The 21,991-nt window shown below is 73.0% G+C and carries 18 protein-coding genes; 1 reads left to right on the forward strand and 17 read right to left on the reverse strand.

Features of this window, described 5'->3' with window-relative positions:
- Positions 1-526: 526 nt before the first annotated feature.
- The 3 genes from I598_RS06715 to fdxA all read right to left on the reverse strand — a co-directional run bounded on the left by I598_RS06715 (position 527) and on the right by fdxA (position 3,476).
- On the reverse strand, positions 527-1,828 hold the full coding sequence (locus I598_RS06715) for a citrate synthase (protein WP_083972984.1): 1,302 nt from the start codon (positions 1,826-1,828) through the stop codon (positions 527-529).
- A 173-nt stretch (positions 1,829-2,001) separates the two neighbouring features.
- Complete coding sequence (gene dapC / locus I598_RS06720; protein ID WP_068202302.1) at positions 2,002-3,150, reverse strand: succinyldiaminopimelate transaminase; 1,149 nt, start codon at positions 3,148-3,150, stop codon at positions 2,002-2,004.
- 8 nt (positions 3,151-3,158) lie between these two features.
- Positions 3,159-3,476 carry a ferredoxin gene (fdxA, locus tag I598_RS06725; RefSeq protein ID WP_068202303.1) on the reverse strand — a complete coding sequence of 106 codons (318 nt, stop codon included), beginning with the start codon at positions 3,474-3,476 and terminating at the stop codon, positions 3,159-3,161.
- Between the two features lie 72 nt (positions 3,477-3,548).
- On the opposite strand from fdxA, the gene I598_RS06730 reads away from it, so the two are divergent.
- Positions 3,549-3,914, forward strand: a complete 366-nt coding sequence (locus I598_RS06730; protein ID WP_157557175.1) for a hypothetical protein — start codon at positions 3,549-3,551, stop codon at positions 3,912-3,914.
- A 2-nt stretch (positions 3,915-3,916) separates the two neighbouring features.
- Here the strand turns inward: I598_RS06730 and I598_RS06735 are convergent, their stop codons facing one another.
- From I598_RS06735 to I598_RS06800, 14 genes are all read right to left on the reverse strand, one after another.
- Complete coding sequence (locus I598_RS06735) at positions 3,917-4,927, reverse strand: prephenate dehydrogenase (protein WP_232314284.1); 1,011 nt, start codon at positions 4,925-4,927, stop codon at positions 3,917-3,919.
- Entirely contained in the window at positions 4,924-5,862 is a 939-nt protein-coding gene (locus I598_RS06740) for a prephenate dehydratase (protein ID WP_232314285.1), read from the reverse strand. The genes I598_RS06735 and I598_RS06740 overlap by 4 nt, the downstream gene beginning before the upstream one ends.
- Positions 5,859-6,752: a hypothetical protein gene (locus I598_RS06745; protein ID WP_068202307.1), complete on the reverse strand. Its 894-nt coding sequence runs from the start codon at positions 6,750-6,752 to the stop codon at positions 5,859-5,861. Before I598_RS06745 ends, I598_RS06740 begins: the two co-directional genes overlap by 4 nt.
- Entirely contained in the window at positions 6,752-8,800 is a 2,049-nt protein-coding gene (locus I598_RS06750; RefSeq protein WP_232314286.1) for a VanW family protein, read from the reverse strand. The genes I598_RS06745 and I598_RS06750 overlap by 1 nt, the downstream gene beginning before the upstream one ends.
- Before the next feature lie 448 nt (positions 8,801-9,248).
- On the reverse strand, positions 9,249-9,617 hold the full coding sequence (locus tag I598_RS06755; RefSeq protein ID WP_068202308.1) for a DUF6113 family protein: 369 nt from the start codon (positions 9,615-9,617) through the stop codon (positions 9,249-9,251).
- A gap of 46 nt (positions 9,618-9,663) precedes the next feature.
- On the reverse strand, positions 9,664-10,587 hold the full coding sequence (locus tag I598_RS06760; RefSeq protein WP_232314287.1) for a PIG-L family deacetylase: 924 nt from the start codon (positions 10,585-10,587) through the stop codon (positions 9,664-9,666).
- 277 nt (positions 10,588-10,864) lie between these two features.
- The gene (typA, locus tag I598_RS06765; protein ID WP_068202309.1) at positions 10,865-12,775 is read right to left on the reverse strand and encodes a translational GTPase TypA; all 1,911 of its coding nucleotides are present in this window, start codon (positions 12,773-12,775) and stop codon (positions 10,865-10,867) included.
- Positions 12,776-12,829: 54 nt separating this feature from the next.
- Positions 12,830-14,563, reverse strand: coding sequence for a BCCT family transporter (locus I598_RS06770; RefSeq protein WP_068202310.1), 1,734 nt, complete (start codon positions 14,561-14,563; stop codon positions 12,830-12,832).
- A 92-nt stretch (positions 14,564-14,655) separates the two neighbouring features.
- Positions 14,656-16,401 (reverse strand): dipeptide ABC transporter ATP-binding protein, encoded by a 1,746-nt coding sequence (locus tag I598_RS06775; RefSeq protein WP_068202311.1) that lies wholly within the window; start codon positions 16,399-16,401, stop codon positions 14,656-14,658.
- A complete protein-coding gene (locus tag I598_RS06780) occupies positions 16,398-17,378 on the reverse strand; it encodes an ABC transporter permease (RefSeq protein WP_068202312.1) in 981 nt (326 codons plus the stop codon). Before I598_RS06780 ends, I598_RS06775 begins: the two co-directional genes overlap by 4 nt.
- Positions 17,371-18,297: an ABC transporter permease gene (locus I598_RS06785; protein WP_068202313.1), complete on the reverse strand. Its 927-nt coding sequence runs from the start codon at positions 18,295-18,297 to the stop codon at positions 17,371-17,373. The genes I598_RS06780 and I598_RS06785 overlap by 8 nt, the downstream gene beginning before the upstream one ends.
- A 225-nt stretch (positions 18,298-18,522) precedes the next feature.
- Positions 18,523-20,145 (reverse strand): peptide ABC transporter substrate-binding protein, encoded by a 1,623-nt coding sequence (locus tag I598_RS06790; protein ID WP_068202314.1) that lies wholly within the window; start codon positions 20,143-20,145, stop codon positions 18,523-18,525.
- Positions 20,146-20,367: 222 nt separating this feature from the next.
- The gene (locus tag I598_RS06795; protein ID WP_068202315.1) at positions 20,368-21,114 is read right to left on the reverse strand and encodes an ABC transporter ATP-binding protein; all 747 of its coding nucleotides are present in this window, start codon (positions 21,112-21,114) and stop codon (positions 20,368-20,370) included.
- The gene (locus I598_RS06800; RefSeq protein WP_068202316.1) at positions 21,111-21,989 is read right to left on the reverse strand and encodes an ABC transporter ATP-binding protein; all 879 of its coding nucleotides are present in this window, start codon (positions 21,987-21,989) and stop codon (positions 21,111-21,113) included. The genes I598_RS06795 and I598_RS06800 overlap by 4 nt, the downstream gene beginning before the upstream one ends.
- Positions 21,990-21,991: the final 2 nt, after the last annotated feature.

Consider the following 21,991-nt stretch of genomic DNA (forward strand, 5'->3'; position numbering starts at 1 on the left):
ATCCGTGCCATACAGCGCAGGCCAGCGCATCGACCCGACCAGGCGAAGCGAACCCGGTCCGTGCTGACGACCCCGACCGGCTGACGGCTGTCCGCTGACTCGCCGGGTTCAACGCTGACGGGTGCCGATCTGCGCTGACTCGTCGGATCTTGCGCTGACTGGCGTCGAGGTGCGCTGACTCGTCGGATCTTGCGCTGACTCACGTCGAAGTGCGCTGACTCGCGGCAGGCCGAGCCGGACGAAGCGCGACCCACGGCAGAGCCCGGTGTCCGACGACGAGGGCGCGGTCGTCAGACCGGAAGCGGAGCGCCCCCTGGGGCGCGTGAGCGCGACCGCGCCCTCGTCGTCGGACACCGGGCGGACCAGCGCTGACTCGGCGGAATCCACGCTGACTCGCGCCGATGTGCGCTGACTCGGCGGAACGTGCGCTGACTCGCGCCGACGTGCACGGACCTGGCACGACGAGAGCCCGCACCGGACGGTCGGTGCGGGCTCTCGACGTACGCCGGGACGGCCCGGCGAGGGGTCAGCGGTTCTCGACGGCGACGAAGTCGCGCGCGGTCGGGCCGGTGTAGATCTGGCGCGGGCGGCCGATCTTGGTCTGCGGGTCCTTCATCATCTCGCGCCACTGGGCGATCCAGCCGGGCATGCGGCCGAGCGCGAAGAGCGGCGTGAACATGGCGGGCGAGAAGCCCATCGCCTTGTAGATGAGGCCGGTGTAGAAGTCGACGTTCGGGTAGAGCTTGCGCTCGACGAAGTAGTCGTCGCTCAGCGCGATCTCCTCGAGGCCGCGGGCGATGTCGAGGAGCTCGTCCTTGGCGCCGAGCTCGTCGAGGACGGCGTCGGCGTGCTTCTTGACGATGGCGGCGCGCGGGTCGTAGCTCTTGTAGACGCGGTGCCCGAAGCCCATGAGGCGGACGCCGTCCTCCTTGTTCTTGACCTTCTTCATGAAGGTCTCGACGGAGTCGTCACCCTTGCGGATGTTCTCGAGCATGAGCAGCACGGCCTCGTTGGCGCCGCCGTGCGACGGGCCGGAGAGCGCGTTGATGCCGGCGGAGACGGACGCGAAGAGGGTGGCGTTGGAGGAGCCGACGATGCGCACGGTCGAGGTGGAGCAGTTCTGCTCGTGGTCGGCGTGCAGGATGAGGAGCTTGTCCATCGCGGCGACGAGGGTGGGGTTGGCCTGCCACTCCTCGTAGGGGCGCGCGAAGGTCATGCGCAGGAAGTCGTCGACGTAGCCGCGGGCGGCGTCGGGGTAGAGCAGGGGCTCGTCCTTCATGGCGCGGTGCACGTAGGAGGTGATGGTGCGCGTCTTGGCGAGGAGGAGCACGGTGGCGAGCTCGACGGCCTCGTCGTCGTGGGGGTCGAGCGCCTCCGGGTAGTACGTGGCGAGGGCGTTGACCGCGGAGGCGAGGATGGCCATGGGGTGGCCGCCGCGCGGGAACGTGCCGAGGAAGGTGCGGAACGCCTCGGGGACGAGGGTGTGGCGGTTGACGCGGTCGGTGAACGCGTCGAGCTCGGTCGCGGTGGGGAGCTCGCCGTGGATGAGCAGGTACGACACCTCGAGGAACGAGGAGCTGTCGGCGAGCTGCTCGATGGGGTAGCCGCGGTAGCGCAGGATGCCCTGGTCGCCGTCGATGTAGGTGATCTCGGACTCGCAGGACGCGGTGTTCATGAACCCGGGGTCGACGGTGACCATGCCCGTGTTCTTGAGCAGGGAGGACACGACGATGCCGTCGTTGCCCTCGGTGGCGGGGACGACGGAGAGCGGGTTCTCCGACCCGTCCACGGTGAGCCCGACCGAGGGGGTGTGCTGGGTGGACGTCATGTCTTCCTTCCCTGACGGGCCCCGGCTCCCGTCGTCGGGGGCGCTGCGGGCACGCGATCTCATGGCAACGTGACGGGCTACCTGCCGGCACCGCCAAGGGCGGCGTCACCACAGGGCAGCCTCGGCCTGCGGATGAAACTACCCCCCAATCCCATGTGGTTCCAATCCCGGAGTCAAGGCGCTGTGATGCGCGACACAGCGGTCGCTATCGCCTCGTCGTGCGCGGTGAGGGCGACGCGGACGTGCCGGGCGCCGGCGGGGCCGTAGAAGTCGCCCGGTCCCACCAGGATCCCCCACCGGGCGAAGGTGCGCGCGAGGTCGCGGGAGGTGCTCCCACCTGCGGCGTCGTCGGCCCCGCGCACCCACAGGTACAGGCCGGCCTGGGAGTGGTCGACGACGAACCCCGCGGCCCGCAGCGCGGGGAGCAGGAGGTCGCGGCGGCGCCGGTAGCGTTCCCGCTGCTCGGCGACGTGCTGCACGTCACCGAGCGCCGCGACGGTCGCGGCCTGCACGGGGGCAGGCACGATCATGCCGAGGTGCTTGCGGGTGGCGACGAGGTCGGCGACGACGCGCGGGTCGCCGGCGACGAACGCGGCGCGGTACCCGGCGAGGTTTGACTGCTTGGACAGGGAGTAGGTGACGAGGAGCCCGTCGGTGCTGCCGCCGCTGACGCGCGGGTCGAGGACGCTGGGCACCTGGCTCGCACCGTCGGGGCCGACGGCTCCGCCCTCCCACCCGAGCTCGGCGTAGCACTCGTCGGACACGACGAGGGCCCCGGCGGCGCGGGCGGCGTCGACGACGGAGCGCAGCTCGTCGACGTCGGCGACGGCGCCGGTGGGGTTGGACGGGGAGTTGACCCAGACGACGCGGACGTCGTCGCGACCGGCCCAGTCGTCGATGCCGTTCACCGGCAGCGGGGTGGCGCCGGCGAGGCGGGCGCCCACGTCGTAGGTGGGGTAGGCGATCCCGGGGTGCACGACGACGTCCCCGGCACCGAGGCGCAGGAGCGAGGGCAGCAGCCCGACGAGCTCCTTGGAGCCGACGGTGGGCATGACCCCGTCGGGATCGAGGCCGGGCACCCCCCGGCGCCGCGCGAACCAGTCGGTGACGGCTTCGCGCAGCGCCGGGGTGCCGTGGGTGAGCGGGTACCCGGGGGCGTCGGCGGCGGCGCACAGGGCGTCGCGGACGACGGCCGGCGTCGGGTCGACGGGGGTGCCGACGGACAGGTCGACCATCCCGCCCGGGTGGGCGGCGGCCGTGGCCCGGACGTCACCGAGCGTGTCCCAGGGGTACGGGAGACCGGAGAGGTCGGCGAGCCCCATCCGGGGCCTCAGGCCTGCGGGGGCAGGACGGAGATGACCGGGTGGTCCTTCTCGATGAGACCCATCTTGGCGGCGCCGCCCGGGGAGCCCAGGTCGTCGAAGAACTCGACGTTGGCCTTGTAGTAGTCGCTCCACTCCTCGGGGACGTCGTCCTCGTAGTAGATGGCCTCGACGGGGCACACGGGCTCGCAGGCGCCGCAGTCGACGCACTCGTCCGGGTGGATGTAGAGCGACCGGGAGCCCTCGTAGATGCAGTCCACGGGACACTCCTCGATGCACGCCTTGTCCTTGACGTCGACGCACGGCTGAGCGATCACGTAGGTCACTGCGGACACCTTCCGGGGGGACGAGGACGGAGCGAGCTCCGGTGGTACGGGGGGAACTCTAGTATCGCTCACGTGAGTTACCCGAACGACGGTACGCACCTGTCCGACTGGCGAGACGCCGCGGTGGACAGCCGGGTCGTGGTGCGGTGCGGACTGGATCCTGACGAGGCACGACGCACGGGCCGGCGCTGGACCGACGTCATCGGCGTCGTCGTCGCCGTGGAGCCCGACGGGCTCACGCTGCGCCGTGACCCGGCGCGCCGCTCCGACCCTCGCGACGGCGCCGTGGTGCACGTCGCGGGTGCGTCCGTCGTGGCGGTGCGGCTCCTCGGGCCGCGGCCGCGGCCGCGGCGGCGCGACCACCGGAACGGCGCGCCGGGCGGTCCGGCTCGCGCCGACACCCCCGACCCGCCGGCGGACCCCGACGCCCGCCGCTGAGCTCAGCCCGCCGGCACCTCGAGGTCGGCGCCGTGGGGCGTCACGCCGACGACGACGGCCCCGGCGGTGCAGCGCTCGACGAGCGCGGCGGCCCAGTCCCCCGTCAGCGCGAACCGCTCGGTGCGGGCAGCGGCGCCGTCCCGCACCGCCCGGACCGGCCGGCCCGTCGCGCGCACGTCGTCCGCGGCGTGGAAGAAGTCGTGCGTCGCACCGTTCGTCTCCAGCGCCGCCACGAGCACCTCGAGGTCCCGCACCACCTTGCGCAGCGCGGGTGCCACCCAGCCGGCGTTCTGCCCGACCATCGCCGCGGTGCGCGCCGGGTCGCCGAACGCGACCCGGGTGCCGTCGCGGAAGCTGCCCGCCGCCAGCCGCAGGGCGACGTGCCGCACCGGCGCGCCCGCGACGGCGTTGAGCAGCTGCGTCGCCAGCACGTGCGGGACGTGGCTGACCAGCGCGGCGGCCTCGTCGTGCACGTCGTCGGTGACCACCGTCGCCCGGCCGCGCAGGGGGCCCGTGACGAGCGCCAGGACCTGCCGCAGCCGGTCGGGGTCCACGGCGGCCGGGTCGTCGACGGTGACCGCCCAGACGACGTCGTCGAGCAGGTCCGCGGTGGAGGCGTCGAAGCCGCTGCGCTCGGTGCCGGACATCGGGTGCGCGCCGACGAACCGGTCGCCGAGCCCGGCGGCGCGCACGGCGTCCCGCACGGGCCCCTTGACGCTGCCGACGTCCGTGACGGTGGCGTGGGCGGGCGCCGCGGCGGCCACCTGCTCCGCGACGACCCCCATGACGCGCAGGGGGACGGCCAGCACGACGAGCGCGGCGTCGGGGACGCACGCGGCCACGTCGTCCGCGACGGCGAGCCCGGCCCGGCGGGCGGCCTGGCGGGCGGCCGGCACGACGTCGGTCGCGACCACGTCGACGCCGCGGGCGTGCAGCAGGCGGGCCAGCGACCCGCCGATGAGCCCGAGGCCGACCACCGCCACACGACCCGGCGCGCCGGGCGGCAAGCTCACCACAGCAGGCCCTGCGCGACCGTGGTGGGGGCGTCGTCGGCCCGGACGCTGCCGGTGGGTGCGTGGTCGGCGAGGACACCGTCGAGACCGCCCTCCCCCGGCGCGGCGGGATAGGCGCCGAGCACTTTGAGCGCGTCGCCGGCGGCCAGGAGGTCGCCGAACAGGTCGCGGACCCCCGGTTCCCAGGGCGCGGCGTCGAGGGTCACGACGAACACGTACTGGCCCTCGCGGGCCTTCAGCGGCCGGGTGACGAGGCTCGACATGTTGACGTCGCGCTCGGCGAAGGCGCGGGTGACCCGCGCGAGCACGCCGGGTCCGGTGACGACGGGCGTCACGGCCACCATCGTGCGCCAGGCGTCGGCCGTCGTGGCGGCGAGCCGGGCGTGGGCGTCGGCACGCCGGTCGAGCACGAGGAACCGGGTGCGTGCCCCCGCGAAGTCCTCGACCCGTTCGGCGAGGGTGTCGAGGCCGTAGAGCTCGCCGCACAGTCGCGGCCCGAGGGCGACCTGGTGCGCGGCGACGTCCCGGCACGCCGCGGCGTTGGACGCCGCGGGGACCTCCGTCAGGCCGTGCGCGGTGGTGAACCGACGGCACTGGGCGAGCCCGTGCGGGTGCGCGGTGACCTCGGTGAGGGGGCCGTGACCGGGACGGACGAACGCGTCGAACGACACGTCGAGCACGACCTCGTCGACGGCAGCGACCCGGGCGGTGGCGAGCAGCATGTCGACCGACGGGACGACGTAGCCCTCCACGGAACTCTCCACCGCGACGACGCCGAGGTCGGCCGTGCCGTCCGCCACGGCGTCGTGCACGGCCGCCACGGTCGTCAGGGGCAGCGCGTCGACGTGTGCGGGCTCCGTGACGCGACCCGCCGCCCAGGTCAGCACGGCCTGGTGGGTGAAGGTCCCCTCGGGGCCGAGGTACGCGACCCTCACGCGCCGGCCCACCGCGGAGCCAGGGGGTCGGGGCCCGGCTCGAAGTGGCCGCCCGGCAGCACCGCGAGGGTGCGGTGGGCGACGCCGCGGGCGTCCAGCTCGGCCACCAGCGCGTCGAGGGCGTCGACGGACGGGCAGCGGAACGAGGTGAAGAAGACGTGCGGCCCCTGCGCGGACGGGTGGCTGCGCAGGTGCTGGAGGTCGACCCCCGCGTCGTCGATGACGGACAGCGTGTGCCGCAGGGAGCCGCGGTGGTCGGCGGAGGGCCCGAAGGCGAGCCAGACCTGGGCGGGATCGATGAAGCGCGGCCAGTCGGCGCGGGACTCCAGCAGGCCGTACCAGACGGGTCCGCGCTCGCCGAGCCGGTCGCTGCCCGCCATCGCGGTCCAGCCGGCGGGGACGCGCGTGTCCTCGACCACGAGCGACCCGTGCTCCCCGGCGAGCGCCACCCGTTCCTCCAGCGAGGTCGCGGTCGGCACCAGGCGCGGGCTGACGCCCATGCCACGCAGGACGTCGGCGCAGTCGCGCACGCCGGCCTCGTCCACGACGACCTGCCCCGCGCCGCCTCCCGGCCGCGGGGACACCCACACCCAGCGGGGGGCGACCGTCACCGCGGCGGTGACGATCAGCGACGGGTCGCCGTCGAGCAGCGCCTGCTCCAGCGACGGCGACGGCTGCTCCGGGTGGCCGAGGTGCACGACGGCGGCGAGGTCGTCGATGTCGGCGACGGTCGCGAGCGTCTGCTCCGTCGAGCCGAGGTCGAGCAGCTCGACCGACTCGTCGGGCACGGCCGACAGCACGGGCGAGCCGACCGCGACGCCCGACCAGCCGTGCTGGTGTGCGGCGAGCGCCGCGTGCACCGGGGACTCGCGCGAGGTGCGTCCCAGCATCAGTCGTCCTCGTCCTTCTTCTCGGTGTCGTCCGGCCGGTCGTCGCCGTCACCGGCCGCGTCGTCGCGCTCCTCGGCGCGGGACGCCGAGCAGCTCACGGCGTCGTCCGGCTTGTAGCGCCAGTAGTCGGACTCGTCCTTGACGAGCTCGCCCTCGAGGTAGACCTTGCGGTACACGGTGATGTCGAACCCGTCCTCGCCGCCGGGGTACGGCTCGCAGCCGGGGTCGCCCGACCGGTCGATCGTGGACGCGGGGACGACGTTCTGCTTGCCGGAGTCGCTCGTCTCGACGTCGTAGTACTCCGTCGACCAGATCTTGACGTAGAGGCGCCCGCCGGAGACGTACGCCTGCATGAGGGCGCCGTACGGGGTGTCGTTGGTGAACTTCATGTCGATCGAGCCGACGTAGATCGTCGCCTCGCGCCCCGCCGGGTAGCGGCTGAACCAGTAGCTGTGCTGGCGGTGCTCGACGTCGTCGAACCCGGCGAAGAACCCGGCGTTGTACGTGGTGGTGGCCATCTGGGACAGGCCGCCGCCGACGGCGTCGGAGTGGATGCCGTTGTTGACGACGCCCGCGGCGAAGTAGCCGTTGGACACCTCGATGGGCGACAGCGTCTCGACCAGGGAGAAGGTCTCCCCCGGCTTCACCAGCGTGCCGTCGACCAGCTCGGCGCCGCGCACCAGGTTCTTCGTGCGGATCGGCTCGCTGGTCAGCGGCGTGGAGAACTCCGAGACCACCTCGTCCACGCCGAGCTCCGCGAGCGACTCGCGGGTGTCCTCCGGGTCCTGCTCGACCAGCTCGACGGCGGCGGTCCGCTCCGTCGAGACGGCGGCGGCGCCGACGGAGTCCGCGACCTGCGCGGGATCGAGGGTCGTGCCGGTCTCGCCGCCGACGATCACCGGCTCGCCGCCGGAGAACTCGAAGTGGGCGTCGTCGGGCTCGGTCAGGAGGTCGTCGGTACGGTCCACGACGGCGCTGGTGAGCCGGTCGCCGTCGAACGTGGTGACGAGGTCGCCGTCCTGCGCGACGAACGACGTGGAACGGGCCAGGACCCGTGCGGGCAGCTCGGGGTTCTGGCCGCCGACGTCGACGGTCACCGGGCCGGACACGACCTGCTCCGCCTCGGCGAGGGCCGCGTCGGTGTCCGCCTGGTCGATCGCCGGCGGCACGGGCTCGGTCGGCAGCTCGATCGGGCCGGAGGTCACGAGCCAGCCCGTCACCACCGCGTCCTGCGCGGCGTCGACGACGACCGCGGTGCCGTCGGCGGGGTCGGTCGCGACGGGCTCGCCGCCCGTGAACCGGACGGTGCCGTCGACGGGCTCCTTCGCGAGGGACTCGGCGGCCGACCCGACCGCAGCCGACAGGGCGGACCGGTCGACGTCGACGACGGGCGCCACCTCGTCCCCGCCGAGCACGTGCTCGAGCAGCCGGGCCGGGTCGAGCGTGAAGCCCGTGAGGGAGTCGACCGTCGCCTGCGCGTCGAGCGTGAGACCGGCCTGCGCCGGGTCCAGGCTGCCCGTGGCGTCGCCCGCCTGCACCGCGACCGGCTCGACGGCTCGCGGCCCGAGGTCGGACTCGAGCGTGGCGACCGCCTCGTCCGCGGGGAGACCGCCGACGTCGACCCCGGCCACGGTGGTGCCCTTCGCGACGTCGTCCGCGACGAGCCACTGCGCGCCGGCGTAGAGGCCGGCGAGGATCACCAGACCCAGTCCCGCGCCGATCAGCACGCGCGGCCACCGGCTGGGGGCGCCGTCGCCGGCAAGACCCGCCAACGGGTCGGCCGCGGCAGTGCCGCCACCGGACCCTGCCCCCGCGGCGGCCACCGACGGGATCGCCTCGGTGGGCGCACCGGTGGGCAGCCCCGCCACCGGCGCCGAGATCGTGCCGATCCGGCGCTGCTCGTAGGCACGCACGGCGGGCTGGTAGGGGGTGTCGTCGTCCTCGGGGGCGTCCTGCGCGGCCGGGCCCTGCGCGCGCGCGGCCGGTACAGCGGCGGGCGCGGCCGGTACAGCGGCGGGCGCGGGAGGCGCGGGGGCGGGCGAGGCCACCGGGGACGCGGCCGACGACGTGGAGGCCGGGGCCGAGGACGGCGAGGCGATGGGCGCCGGCGGCGCGAAGGCCGAGGCCGCGGGCCGTCCGGTGGCCGGCGACGCGGACGGCGACGACGCGGAGGAGACCGCGGGAGTCGCCGCGGCGGGGGGCGTGGCCGGGGACGCAGCGACATCCGGCGCCGGTCGTCGCTGCGGCAACGGGGTGCGCTGCGGTGCGGCGGACGCCGGCGGTCCGGAGGGGGCCGGAGGCGTCGCCGGCGCGGCGGACGCAGGGGTCGTCGGGGCGGGCGGGCTCGCTGCGCTCCCGGCGGTCGTCCCGCCGTCGGACAGGTTCTCGTCGCCGTCGTTCGGCTGGCCCATCGACACACGCTCCGTGCTGCACTGGTGGGGACCCGTCAGGGCCCCGGGACGGTGGTCGCGGCTCAGCGCCACGCCAGCACGGATCCTACTCGGGTCCGCCGGACGGCTCGTCGTCGAACCAGCGCCGCGGCAGGAACGCCGCGACGGCGAAGAGGACCAGGCCACCGTAGGTCCACAGGTAGCCCGTGAGGTCCGCCGGGACGAGCACGTCGCCGCCCGGTCCGTCGGTCGCGAGCAGCTGGACGGTGACGAGCCAGCCCGCGCCGGCGGCCAGCAGCGCGCCCGTCCCGGTCCAGGCGCGGCACAGCACCGCGGTGGCGAGGGTCATGACGAGCGCGAGGACCAGACCCACCGGCAGGTCGGCCCAGGTGCTGCGGTGCGTGACCGTGCCGACGAGCCCGATCACGGCGCCGAGCAGCAGGGCCAGCAGGACGCGGCCGACCAGGCCGGGCACGGTCGGCCGGGTGCCCGGGGGTGCGCGTGGTGCGGTGCGGTGGGGCTCACCGGGCCGAGCCTACCGGCGCGTCGGTCGCGGCCACGCGCAGGTGGGCGGTCGCCAGGAGCGGGGCGAGCTCGTCGTTGCTCAGGGCGTAGCGGGCCACGACGCCGGGAGCGTCGAGGGCCGCGACGTGCTGCACCTGCGTGGCGTGGGCACGCAGCGCGGCCAGCACGCGGTCGAGCACGGGGGCGACGTCGTGCGTGCGGACGTCGCCGGCCGGGCCGTCGACGGCGACGGGCGGCAGCACGGCGTCCGGGTCGGCGACGCGGGCACCGGCGGCGACGAGCCGGCGCACCTCGGGGTCGGCGGCGAGGGCGCGGCGGGCGCCGCGCAGCGCGTCGGCGGGGGCAACGACCTCCCACCGGGCCGCCGTCCAGGGCTCACCGGCGACGGGAGCGGCCGGGTCCGCGGCGAGCTCGACGGCGCGCACGGTGACGTCGTGGGCGCGCACGTGGTCGGGGTGGCCGTAGCCGCCCCCGGCCTCGTAGGTGACGACGACGGCGGGGCGACGGTCACGCACGACGGCGGCGAGCCGGGCGGCCGCCTCGTCGAGCGGCACCCGGGCGAAGGCGCCGGGCCCGGAGTCGGGGGCGGGCCCGGCGATGCCGGGCGCGACCCATGCCATGCCGGAGTCCTCGAACCGGACGCCGTCCGGGGGCGTCGCCGGGGCGACCTCGTCGAGGAACAGGTGGTCGGCGACCCCCAGCGCGGCGAGCGCGGCGGTGAGCTCCCGTTCCCGGTGCGCGGCGAGCGCAGGCCCGTCGCCCTCCAGGTGCCCGAGCCCGGTCGGGTGGGCGGGGGTGTCGATGACCTCACCGCGCTCGCCGCGGGTGCAGGTCACCAGGGTGACCCGCTCCCCCGCTGCCGCCCAGGCCGCCAGGAGCGCGCCGGTCGCGAGCGTCTCGTCGTCAGGGTGCGCGTGCACCGCCAGCAGCGGCCCCACGGTCGGGTCGACCGGGTGGGGACCGACTCTGAGGCCGGCACCGGCACGGACGTCGGGCGGCGAGATCGGTGGACCGACCGGCGGGGAAGGGGTGCCCGGGCCTGCGGCTGCGGACGGCGAGCCCGCCGGGACGCACGAGGACGGGTCACCGGTTCCTTCGTCGCGAGGCTGGTCGGGCCTTGCGGGAGGCCGCGAGGCACGAGCCGCCGGATGGCGGCCTCGCGAGGAAGGAACCGGTGACCCGTCCGTCACCACGCGGTCAGGCGCGCTTCGCCCGGGCGACGGCGCGGGCGCGCTCGGTGGCGTCGAGGTGCACCTTGCGGATGCGGACGATCTCCGGGGTGATCTCCACGCACTCGTCCTCGGCCGCGAACTCGAGGGACTCCTCGAGGGTGAGCTTGCGCGGCGGCACCAGGTTCTCGAAGTTGTCGGCGGTCGAGGACCGCATGTTCGTCAGCTTCTTCTCCTTGGTGATGTTGACGTCCATGTCCTCGTTGCGGGAGTTCTCGCCGACGACCATGCCCTCGTAGACGTCCTGCGTCGGGTCCACGAAGAACGAACCGCGCTCCTGCAGGTTGATCATGGCGAACGGCGTGACGGCGCCGGCGCGGTCCGCGACGAGCGAGCCGGTGGCGCGGGACTCGATGGGCCCGTGCCACGGCTCGTAGCCCTCGGCGAGGGAGGACGCGATGCCGGTGCCGCGGGTCTCGGTGAGGAACTTGGTGCGGAAGCCGATGAGGCCGCGCGCGGGGACGACGAACTCCATGCGGACCCAGCCGGTGCCGTGGTTCGACATGGTCTCCATGCGGCCCTTGCGCTGCGCGAGGAGCTGGGTGACGGCGCCGAGGTACTCGTCGGGGACGTCGATGGTCATGCGCTCCATCGGCTCGTGGCGCTTGCCGTCGACGTCCTTGGTGACGACCTGCGGCTTGCCGACGGTGAGCTCGAAGCCCTCGCGACGCATCTGCTCGACGAGGATGGCGAGCGCGAGCTCGCCGCGGCCCTGGACCTCCCACGCGTCGGGACGCTCGGTGGGCAGGACGCGCAGCGACACGTTGCCGACGAGCTCGGCGTCGAGGCGGTCCTTGACCTGGCGTGCGGTGACCTTGTGGCCCTTGCCGCCCTTGCCGGCCAGCGGGGACGTGTTGATCCCGATGGTCATGGAGATGGCGGGGTCGTCGACGGTGATGAGCGGCAGGGGGCGCGGGTCGTCGACGTCGGTGAGCGTCTCGCCGATCATGATGTCGGCGATGCCGGCGACGGCGACGATGTCCCCGGGCCCGGCGGACTCGGCCGGGACGCGGTCGAGCGCCTTCGTCTCGAGGAGCTCGGTGATCTTCACGGGGCGCTGGGTGCCGTCCTGGCGGGCCCAGACGACCGTCTGGCCCTTGCGCAGGGTGCCGTTGAAGATGCGCAGCAGGGCGAGGCGGCCGAGGAACGGCGACGCGTCGAGGTTGGTGACGTGCGCCTGCAGCGGCATGTCCTCGTCGTAGGACGGCGCCGGGATGGTCTGCAGGATGGTCGAGAACAGCGGCTCGAGGTCCTCGTTGGCGGGCAGGGCGCCGTCGGCGGGCTGCTCGACGGACGCGCGGCCGGCCTTGGCGGACGCGTAGACGACGGGCACGTCGAGGACGGCGTCGAGGTCGAGGTCGGGGACCTCGTCGGAGAGGTCGGAGGCGAGCCCCAGCAGCAGGTCGGTGGCCTCGGCGACGACCTCGGTGATGCGGGAGTCGGGGCGGTCGACCTTGTTGACGACGATGATGACGGGCAGCTTGGCGGCCAGCGCCTTGCGCAGCACGAAGCGGGTCTGCGGCAGCGGGCCCTCGGACGCGTCCACGAGCAGGACGACACCGTCGACCATGGACAGGCCGCGCTCGACCTCGCCGCCGAAGTCGGCGTGACCGGGGGTGTCGATGACGTTGATGGTGATGCCGTCGGGCTCGCCGGCCGCCGCGGCCGCCGGTCCGGCGTACCGGACGGCGGTGTTCTTCGCGAGGATCGTGATGCCCTTCTCGCGCTCGAGGTCGCCGGAGTCCATCACCCGGTCGTCGACCTGCTGGCGCTCGGAGAAGGCGCCTGCCTGGCGCAGCATGGCGTCCACGAGGGTCGTCTTGCCGTGGTCGACGTGGGCGACGATCGCCACGTTGCGCAGGTCGGAGCGCACAGACATCTACGGTTCTCTTTCCGTGGGAGGGCGGCACCGGGACACCGGGGCCGGTCCATCCTACCCGGAGGTGCCCGCCGGCGGTTCGTCAGATCCCTCACGTCGGCGTCGGGGCGGACCGTTGCGGCGCCGTCGGGCGTCCCGATCGCCGTCGCTCTCGTGCGGCTTGGTGAAGACCGGGACCTGACCGGTGAGCGTCTCGAGGTGCTCGGTCACGTGCTCGGTGACGTGCTCGGTGACGTGCTCGGTGAGCTCGCGGCGGCGCAGCCGGCGTTCGGCGCGGGTGATGTCCTTGTACTCGGCGTCGAGCGCCTTCCACACGGCGACCGCCATGCCGATCATGACGAGCGTGAAGGGCAGGGCGGTGAGGATCGCCGCCGTCTGCAGCGACTGGAGCCCGCCGGCGTAGAGGAGCGCCATGGCGACACCGCCCTCGAGGACCGCCCAGAACAGTCTCGACCACAGGGGCGGGTTCTGGTCGCCGCCGTTGGCGAGCATGTCGACGACGAACGACCCGGAGTCCGACGAGGTCACGAAGAACACGACGACGAGCACGAGGGCCGCCACGGCCAGCAGGGTCCCGCCGACGGGCAGCGTGTCGAAGAGCTGGAACATGGCGGTGTCGGTGTCGACGGTGCCGTCGGCACCGAGCAGGGAGCCGGGGGCGTTGCGCTCCTGGTGGATGGCGGACCCGCCGAACACGCTGAACCAGACGGTGGTGACGATCATGGGGACCAGCAGGGTGCCCATGACGAACTCCCGGACGGTGCGACCGCGGGAGATACGGGCGATGAACAGCCCTACGAAGGGCGCCCAGGAGATCCACCAGCCCCAGTAGAAGATCGTCCAGGCGGACTCCCACTCGAGCCCGGCGTCGCCCTGGAACGCCAGGGTGTCGAACGTCAGGAACATGACGTTCTGGAAGTAGTAGCCGATGGACTGCACCCACTCGCGCAGGATGAACAGCGACGACCCGGCGAGCAGCACGACGAGGAGCACCGCCCCGGCAAGGATCATGTTGGCGTTCGACAGCCACTTGATCCCCTTCTCCAGGCCGGACGCGACCGAGATGGCCGCGATGGCGGTGATGGCGGCGATGAGCCCCATCTCCAGGGCGAGGGACGGTTCGGCGACGTCGAGGTAGTCGAGGCCGGCGGCGACCTGCAGCACGCCCAGGCCGAGCGACGTCGCGACGCCGAACACCGTGCCGAAGATGGCGAGCACGTCGATGACGTCGCCGAGCCGGCCCTTCACGCGGTCACCGAGGATCGGTTCGAGCGCCCAGCGGATGGAGACGGGCCGCCCCTTGCGGTGGATGGCGTAGGCCAGCGCGAGGCCCACGACGACGTAGATGCCCCAGGCGTGGAACCCCCAGTGGAGGTAGGTCTGGCCCATGGCGGCCTGGGCGAGCTGCGGCTCGTCGCCCGAGACCCCGGGCTTCGGCGAGGTGAAGTGCGACAGCGGCTCGGCGACGCCGTAGTAGACGAGGCCGATCCCCATGCCGGTGGCGAACAGCATCGCGAACCACACGGGCAGCTTGAAGTCGGGGACGCCGTCGTCCGGTCCCAGGGTGATCTCGCCGAACCGGCTCACCCCGACCCAGATCGCGAAGATGAGGAACGCCGCGACGATGACGATGTAGTACCAGCCGAACCCGCTGATCACCCAGCCCTGCAGGGTGCTCATGACGTCGGCCACCCCGTCGGAGAAGACCACCGTCACCAGGACGAAGAGGAGGATCAGTCCGGCGGCCGGGTAGAAGACCGCGGGGGCGAGTGTCGATCGTCGGGCCATGGCGTCACCCTCACCCGGTTCGTGGTGCCCGGCAAGCGCAAGGACGCCGGCAGGCCCGGGGGCCTGCCGGCGTCCTCGGCCGTGCGGTGGGCTCAGCCGGCGATCTGGTCGCCGACCAGGCCCGCGCCCGGGATGGCCGCGAGGAGGTCGCGCGTGTACTGCTCGCGCGGGCGGTCGAACACCTCGTCGGTGCTCGCCTGCTCCACGACCCTGCCCGACTGCATGACCACCACGTCGTCCGCGATCTGGCGGACGACCGCCAGGTCGTGGGTGATGAACAGGTAGCTCAGGCCCAGGTTCTTCTGCAGGTTGTCCAGCAGCTCGAGGATCTGCGCCTGGACGAGCACGTCGAGCGCGGACACCGCCTCGTCGAGCACGACGACCTCGGGGTTGAGGGCGAGGGCTCGGGCGATGGCGATGCGCTGGCGCTGGCCTCCGGAGAGCTCGTTGGGGAACCGGCGCATGGCGGACTGCGGCAGGGACACCAGGTCGAGCAGCTCACGGACCCGCTGCTCGCGCTCCTTCGCCGACCCGACGCGGTGCAGCTTCAGCGGCTCCTCGATCGAGCGGTAGATGGAGAACATGGGGTCGAGCGACCCGTAGGGGTTCTGGAACACCGGCTGGATGCGACGCCGGAACGCGAACGCCTCCTTGGTGTTCAGGGAGGCGACGTCGACCCCGTCGAACTCGACGGTGCCGGACGTGGGCTCGAGCAGGCCGAGCACCATGTTCGCGGCGGTCGACTTGCCGGAGCCCGACTCGCCCACCAGGGCGAGGGTGCGCCCACGGCCGAGGGTGAACGAGACGTCGTCCACGGCCTTGAAGTCGGTCGTCGAGCCCGGGCGGGAGCCGCGGATCTGGAAGACCTTGGTGAGGTTCTTCGCGACGACGACGTCCTTCGGGCCGGCCGGAGCCTGCTCCACGTCGCCGTGGTGCGCCTTGAGCTCCTCGGACTCCTCGCCGTGCTCGTGCGCGACCTGGATGCGGCGCGACGCGAGCGACGGGGCCGAGGCCACGAGCCGCTGGGTGTACGGGTGCTGCGGGTCGGCGAGGATCTCCCGGGCGGGCCCGGACTCGACGATGCGGCCCTTGAACATCACGACGAGGTGCTCGGCGCGCTCGGCGGCCAGGCCCAGGTCGTGGGTGATGAACAGCACGGCGGTGCCGAGGTCGCGCGTCATGTCCCCGAGGTGGTCGAGGATCTGCCGCTGCACGGTGACGTCGAGCGCCGAGGTGGGCTCGTCGGCGATGAGCAGCCGGGGGCGCGAGGCCAGGCCGATGCCGATGAGGGCACGCTGGCGCATGCCGCCGGAGAACTCGTGCGGGTACTGCCGGGCGCGGCGCTCGGCGTCGGGCAGGCCGGCCTCGGCCAGCACCTCCGCCACGCGGGCCCGCAGGTCGGCCTTGGACCCTTGGAAGCCGTTGGCCTTGAGGGCCTCGGTCACCTGGGTGCCGATGCGCCACACCGGGTTGAGGTTCGACATCGGGTCCTGCGGGACCATGCCGATCTCCCGGCCGCGCAGGGCCTCCTTGGCCTTGCGGGTCGCGCCGACGAGCTCGCGCCCGCCGAACGTGATGGACCCGCCGGTCACGCGGCCCGTGCCGGGCAGCAGGTCGATGATCGCCGCGGCGGTCGTCGACTTGCCGGAGCCGGACTCGCCGACGATCGCGACGCTCTGGCCGGGGTAGACGGTGAGGTCGACGCCGCGCACGGCCTGGACCTCGCCGACGGCGGTGGTGAAGGAGATCTGCAGGTCGCGGATCTCCAGCAGCGGCGTGCTCGGGTCGACGGGGCGGTCCTCGCCGTCGCCCTCGGTCACGGTGATCTGTGTCGTCATCGCTTGCGAGCCTTCGGGTCGAGGGCGTCGCGCACGACGTCGCCCATCATCATGAATCCGAGCACGGTGATCGCCAGCCCGGCGGCCGGGTAGAGCAGGATCTCCGGCGCGGTGCGGATCGCGCTCTGCGCGGCGGAGATGTCACCGCCCCAGGAGACCGTGGACGGCGGCAGGCCGATGCCGAGGAAGCTCAGCGTGGCCTCGGCCACGATGAACTGGCCGAGCGCCACCGTCGCGTAGACGATGATCGGCGCGGCCGAGTTCGGCAGGACGTGCTGGAGCAGGATCCTGCCCTTGCCCATGCCGAGCGACTTCGCGGCGGTGACGTACTCGTTGTTCTTCACCGACAGCACCGTGCCCCGCGTGATGCGGGCGATCTGTGGCCAGCCGAACACCGCGAGCACGAACGCGACGGTGAAGGCCGTCCGGTTCTGCGACAGCGACATGATGACGATCGCACCGAGGACCAGCGGGATCGCGAAGAAGATGTCGGTGGTGCGGGACAGGATCGTGTCGAACCACTTGCCGTAGTAGCCGGCGATGGAGCCCATCGTCGTGCCGATGACGACGACCATGAGGGTGGTCAGCACACCGACGACGACCGACGCGCGGGCGCCGTAGATGGTGCGCGTGTAGATGTCGCAGCCCTGCCGGTCGAAGCCGAACGGGTGACCCGCCTCCGGCCCGCCGAGGGCCTGGCTGAGGTTGCAGTCGAGGCGCGGGTCCAGCGAGGTGAACCAGGACGGGAACGCCGCGACGAGCACGACGACCACGATGATCACGCCGGCGACCCAGAACAGCGGGCGGCTGCGCATCTGGTGCCAGGAGTCGCGCCACAGGCTCGTCGGCGCCTCGTCGGTCCTGACGGCGTCGACGGCGCCGAGGCCGCCCTCGTCGAACGGCGCGGTGTAGCGCTCCTGGCCGGGTCGCGGGGTGGTGGCCGCGGCGCCCGGGGTGTCGTAGCGGTTCTCAGGCATAGCGGATCCTCGGGTCGAGGGCGGCGTACAGCAGGTCCACCAGGAGGTTCGCCCCGATGTAGACCAGCACCAGCACGGTGGTGAGCGAGACGACGGTGATGGACTCGCCGCGGGTGATCGCGTCGTAGAGCGTCCCGCCGACGCCGTTGATGTTGAAGATGCCCTCGGTGATGATCGCGCCGCTCATGAGGGCGCCGATGTCGGCGCCGAGGAACGTCACCACGGGGATGAGGGAGTTGCGCAGCACGTGGCGGCCGGTCACCTGGGACCGGCGCAGGCCGCGGGCGCGCGCCGTGCGCACGTAGTCGGCCGACAGGTTCTCCGCCACCGACGTGCGCGTGAGCCGCAGGACGTACGCGAACGACGTCGCCGCCAGCACCATCGCGGGCATGAGCAGACTGACGAAGTCGGGATCTCGTCCCGCGGTGACGGGCAGCCACTCGAGCTTCACACCGACGACGATCTGCATGACGAAGCCGACGACGAACGTCGGGACGGCGATGAAGAACAGGCTGACGACCAGCGCCGTGCCGTCGAAGATGCCGCCCTTGCGCATGCCGGCCCACAGGCCGAACGCGATGCCGAAGACGGCCTCGATGACGAGCGCCATGAGCGCGAGCTGGATCGTGACGGGGAACGCCGCGGCGATGACGTCGGCGATCTCGCGACCGCGGAAGTCGACGCCGAAGTCGAGGGTCACGACGCCCTTGAGGAAGAGCAGGTACTGGACGATGAACGGCTGGTCCAGGTTGTACTCGGCGCGGATCTGGTCCTGCACCGCCTCGGGCAGACCGCGTTCGCCGCCGAGCGCGGCGACGGGGTCGCCGGGGCGCAGGAACACCAGGGCGTAGAGCAGGAGGGTGGCCCCCAGGAACACAGGGATCACCTGCAGGAGCCTGCGTCCGAGATACCAGAGCATGCGAAAAAGTCTCCTCGTGGGCCCGGGAGGTTCTCCCCAGGCTACGGGTTACACGGGCCCGCGGCCCGGTCGGGCCGCGGTCACAGCGGTGGGCGGGGAGGCCTGGTGGGCCTCCCCGCCCGCGCGACGAGCGGTCGGCGGGTCCGAGGTGGACCGGGCCGACCGCTCGGTGCCCGAGGCGGCCGGGCCGGGAGAGTGTCCCGGCCCGACCGCCTCAGGGGGTCGTCACTCCTTGGTGATCTGGTACAGGATCGGGTCGCTGTCCCAGCCGAAGACGACGTTCTCGACGTTCTCGCTGAAGGCGCCGGTCGCGTTCTGGTACCACAGCGGGATGCCGGGGAGGTCGGAGAACAGGATCTCCTGCGCCTCCTTGTACAGCGCGGTGGCCGTCTCGGCGTCGGGGGCGGAGCCCGCCTCGGCGAGCTTGGCGTCGAACTCCTCGGAGGAGTACTGGGCGTCGTTCGAGCCCGCACCCGTGCCGTAGACCGGCCCGAGGAAGTTGCTCATCGACGGCCAGTCGGCCTGCCAGCCACCGCGGAAGATGCCGTCGACCTCACCGTTGTCACGGGCGTCGAGGAACTCGTCGAACGTCGTGTACGGTGCGAACTCGCACCCGATGCCCAGGTCCTGGCGGATCGTGGTGCAGACGGCGTCGATCCAGTCCTGGTGGTCCGAGTCGGCGTTGGAGGCGATGTTCAGCGTGTAGTCGCCGACCGGGTCCATGGACTCGGCCTCGTCCCACAGCTCCTTGGCCGTGGCCGGGTCGTACGCGAGCATCTCGGAGCCCGGGATGTCGTCCGACCAGCCGTCGATGACCGGCGACGTGAAGTCCTTCGCCGGGGTGCGCGAGCCGGCGAAGAGCTGCTCGGTGATGGTGTCGCGGTCGATCGCGTGCGAGATGGCCTGGCGGCGCATGTGGCCGGCCTCGCCCTGGAACTCGGGCAGCCACTCCGGGACGTTGACGACCTGGATGAGGGCCGACGGCTGGTTGACCGCCCGCTCGCCCAGCTCGTCCTCGAAGGTCGCGAAGGCCGACGACGGCACGTTGATGACGACGTCGAGGTTGCCGCCGAGGAGGTCGTTGTACGCGGTGTCCTCCTCGGTGTAGGCGAGGAGGTCGACGCCACCGTTGGCCGCCGCGCGGGGACCGTTGTAGGACTCGTTCGGGACCAGGTTGATCTCCTGGTCGTGGGTCCACGAGTCGAGGACGTACGGGCCGTTGCCGATCGGGGTCTCGTCGAAGGTCGACGGGTCCTCGAAGAACGCCTCGGGCAGCGGGGAGAACGCCGAGTAGCCGAGCCACAGCGGGAAGTCGGCCGCCGGCGCGGAGAGCTCCGCGGTGATCGTCAGCTCGTCGGTGGCCTCGACCGCGATGTCGGAGCTCTCCTCGGCGGAGAAGCCGGCGAAGCCGTTGAAGAAGTACTGCTGGTTCTGGGCGTTGTCGAGGTCCGCCGTGTACTTCCAGGCGTCCACGAAGGAGCTCGCGGTGACGGGGGTGCCGTCGGAGAAGGTCCAGCCGTCCTGGAGCGTGATCGTCCAGGTCGTGTTGTCCTCGGACTCGATGGACTCGGCGACCTCGTTCTGGATGCCACCCTCGGCGTCGTAGTAGACGAGGCCCGAGTAGATGTTCTTGACCACGAGACCGCCGTAGACCTCGTTGGTCATGCCGGGGGTCAGCGGGTTCTGCGGCTCACCGCTGCTGACGGAGACGACGCCGCTGCTGGCGCCGTCGCCCTCACCGGTGGCGGTCGAGTCGCCGTCGCCGGAGCCGGAGCTCCCGCACGCGGAGAGCAGGAGTGCCGAGGCAACGGTGAATGCCCCGATCCCTGCGAGTCGACGAGGGGTCACGTGTCCTCCTGGGTGTGTGTGCCGGTCCCGGGATGGTGCCCGGGCGGCCGGTCGCGGGTGCGGGTCCGCACTCGCGCCATGATCGCGAAGGAGCCTATCCCCTCGTTTGGTGGCCCCCGTCACCTATCGGGCCGGCTTGGCCCGATCGTGACCTGATTGGAACGCGCCCGACACATGGCGACCAGCGCAAGCGGTTTCGCAGATGATTCACTGTGATCTGGGTCACAGTGCGACGGTGGGGCCCCGGAGCGCGCCGTCGTGCAGGTCGACGACCCGGTCCGCCCGCGCGACCAGCTCGGGGTCGTGGGTGGTCACCACCGCCGCCGTGCCGGCCGTGTGCACCAGCTCGCGCAGCAGGTCCATCACCCGACGGCCGGTCGCCGAGTCGAGCTGGCCCGTCGGCTCGTCCGCCAGGAGCACCCGCGGCTCCGCGACCAGGGCGCGAGCGATCCCCACCCGTTGCTGCTGACCACCGGACAGCTCGTACGGGCGCTGGTCCGCGTGACCGGACAGGCCCACACGCTCCAGCGCGTCGGCCACCCGCTCCGCCCGCTCCCCCGCCGGGACCCGGCGCAGGCGCAGCGGCACCTCCACGTTCTCCGCGGCCGACAGCACCGGGACGAGCCCGAACGACTGGAAGACGTACCCGATCTCGTCACGTCGCGCGGCCAGCACCTCGTCCGCCGGGACCGCGGTGAGCTCCCGCTCCCCCAGCCACACCCGGCCCGACGTCGGGGCGTCCAGCCCGCCGAGCACGTTGAGCAGCGTCGTCTTGCCGGACCCGGACGGCCCCCGCACCACCAGCAGCTCCCCGGCGGCCACCTCCAGGGTCACCCCCTGGAGGGCGTGCACCTGCGCGTCGCCCCGGCCGAACGTCCGGGTGACGTCCGCGCAGCGCAGCGCCGCCGTCGGCGCCGTGGTGGCCGCGGCGGCCGACGGGACGGACGGCGGTGTCGTGGGGGTGCTCATCGGGGGTCCTCCTCGTCGCGGTCCGGGCGGACCTGCACGTGGTCGGGCTCGAGCGCGAGACGCACGCGCTCGCGCAGGTCCAGGGCCTCGACGAACTCGTGCGGCAGCTGGAGCCGGCCCACCCGGTCGAGGACCGCGTACTCCTGCGCGTGATGCGTCTCGACGCCGTCGGCGTCGGTCTCGGTGCGGCGCAGCACCTCCGTCGAGGTGCGGCCGTCCCGGATCTGGATCGTGCGCGCCACGTGCCCCGAGACCGTGGGGTCGTGCGTGACGACCAGGGTCGTGACACCGGTGGCCTCGTTGACGCCGCGCAGCGCCTCGAGCACCTCGACGCTGGTGGCCTCGTCGAGCTCGCCCGTGGGCTCGTCCGCCAGGAGCACCTGCGGGCGGTTCGCCACGGCGACGGCGATCGCGACGCGCTGCTGCTGACCACCGGACATCTCGCCCGGCCGCCGGTCGGCGACGTCCGCGACGCCGAGCAGGTCGAGCAGCTCGGCGACCCGGGGGCCGCGCTCGCCGCGGGGGCCCCGGGCGACGTCGAGCACGAGCCGGACGTTCTGCGCGGCCGTCAGGTACGGCAGCAGGTTCCGCGACGTCTGCTGCCAGACGAACCCGACCCGGTGCCGCTGGAAGTCGACGCGGCCCGCCCGGGTGAGGGTCGACAGGTCGACGCCGGCGACCGACGCCGACCCGCCCGTGGGGGTGTCCAGCCCGGACAGGATGCCCAGCAGCGTGGACTTGCCCGAGCCCGAGGCCCCGACGACGGCCACCAGCTCGCCCCGCTCGACGGTGAGGTCGAGGCCCTGGAGGGCCTGCACCTCGACCCCGTCGGTCGCGAAGATGCGCACCAGGCCGCGGCACACGATGTCGCTCATGG

The organism is Isoptericola dokdonensis DS-3 (assembly GCF_001636295.1).
Classification (GTDB): Bacteria; Actinomycetota; Actinomycetes; order Actinomycetales; family Cellulomonadaceae; genus Isoptericola; species Isoptericola dokdonensis.

What these genes read in the sequence shown, in the direction of transcription:
- I598_RS06745 (WP_068202307.1), bottom strand. Translation starts at nt 6,752, where the DNA reads ATGCTGGGACGCACCTCGCGCGAGTCCCCGGTGCACGCGGCGCTCGCC.
- I598_RS06780 (WP_068202312.1), bottom strand. Translation starts at nt 17,378, where the DNA reads ATGCCTGAGAACCGCTACGACACCCCGGGCGCCGCGGCCACCACCCCG.
- I598_RS06795 (WP_068202315.1), bottom strand. Translation starts at nt 21,114, where the DNA reads ATGAGCACCCCCACGACACCGCCGTCCGTCCCGTCGGCCGCCGCGGCC.
- I598_RS06785 (WP_068202313.1), bottom strand. Translation starts at nt 18,297, where the DNA reads ATGCTCTGGTATCTCGGACGCAGGCTCCTGCAGGTGATCCCTGTGTTC.
- dapC (WP_068202302.1), bottom strand. Translation starts at nt 3,150, where the DNA reads ATGGGGCTCGCCGACCTCTCCGGTCTCCCGTACCCCTGGGACACGCTC.
- typA (WP_068202309.1), bottom strand. Translation starts at nt 12,775, where the DNA reads ATGTCTGTGCGCTCCGACCTGCGCAACGTGGCGATCGTCGCCCACGTC.
- I598_RS06715 (WP_083972984.1), bottom strand. Translation starts at nt 1,828, where the DNA reads ATGACGTCCACCCAGCACACCCCCTCGGTCGGGCTCACCGTGGACGGG.
- I598_RS06770 (WP_068202310.1), bottom strand. Translation starts at nt 14,563, where the DNA reads ATGGCCCGACGATCGACACTCGCCCCCGCGGTCTTCTACCCGGCCGCC.
- I598_RS06775 (WP_068202311.1), bottom strand. Translation starts at nt 16,401, where the DNA reads ATGACGACACAGATCACCGTGACCGAGGGCGACGGCGAGGACCGCCCC.
- I598_RS06800 (WP_068202316.1), bottom strand. Translation starts at nt 21,989, where the DNA reads ATGAGCGACATCGTGTGCCGCGGCCTGGTGCGCATCTTCGCGACCGAC.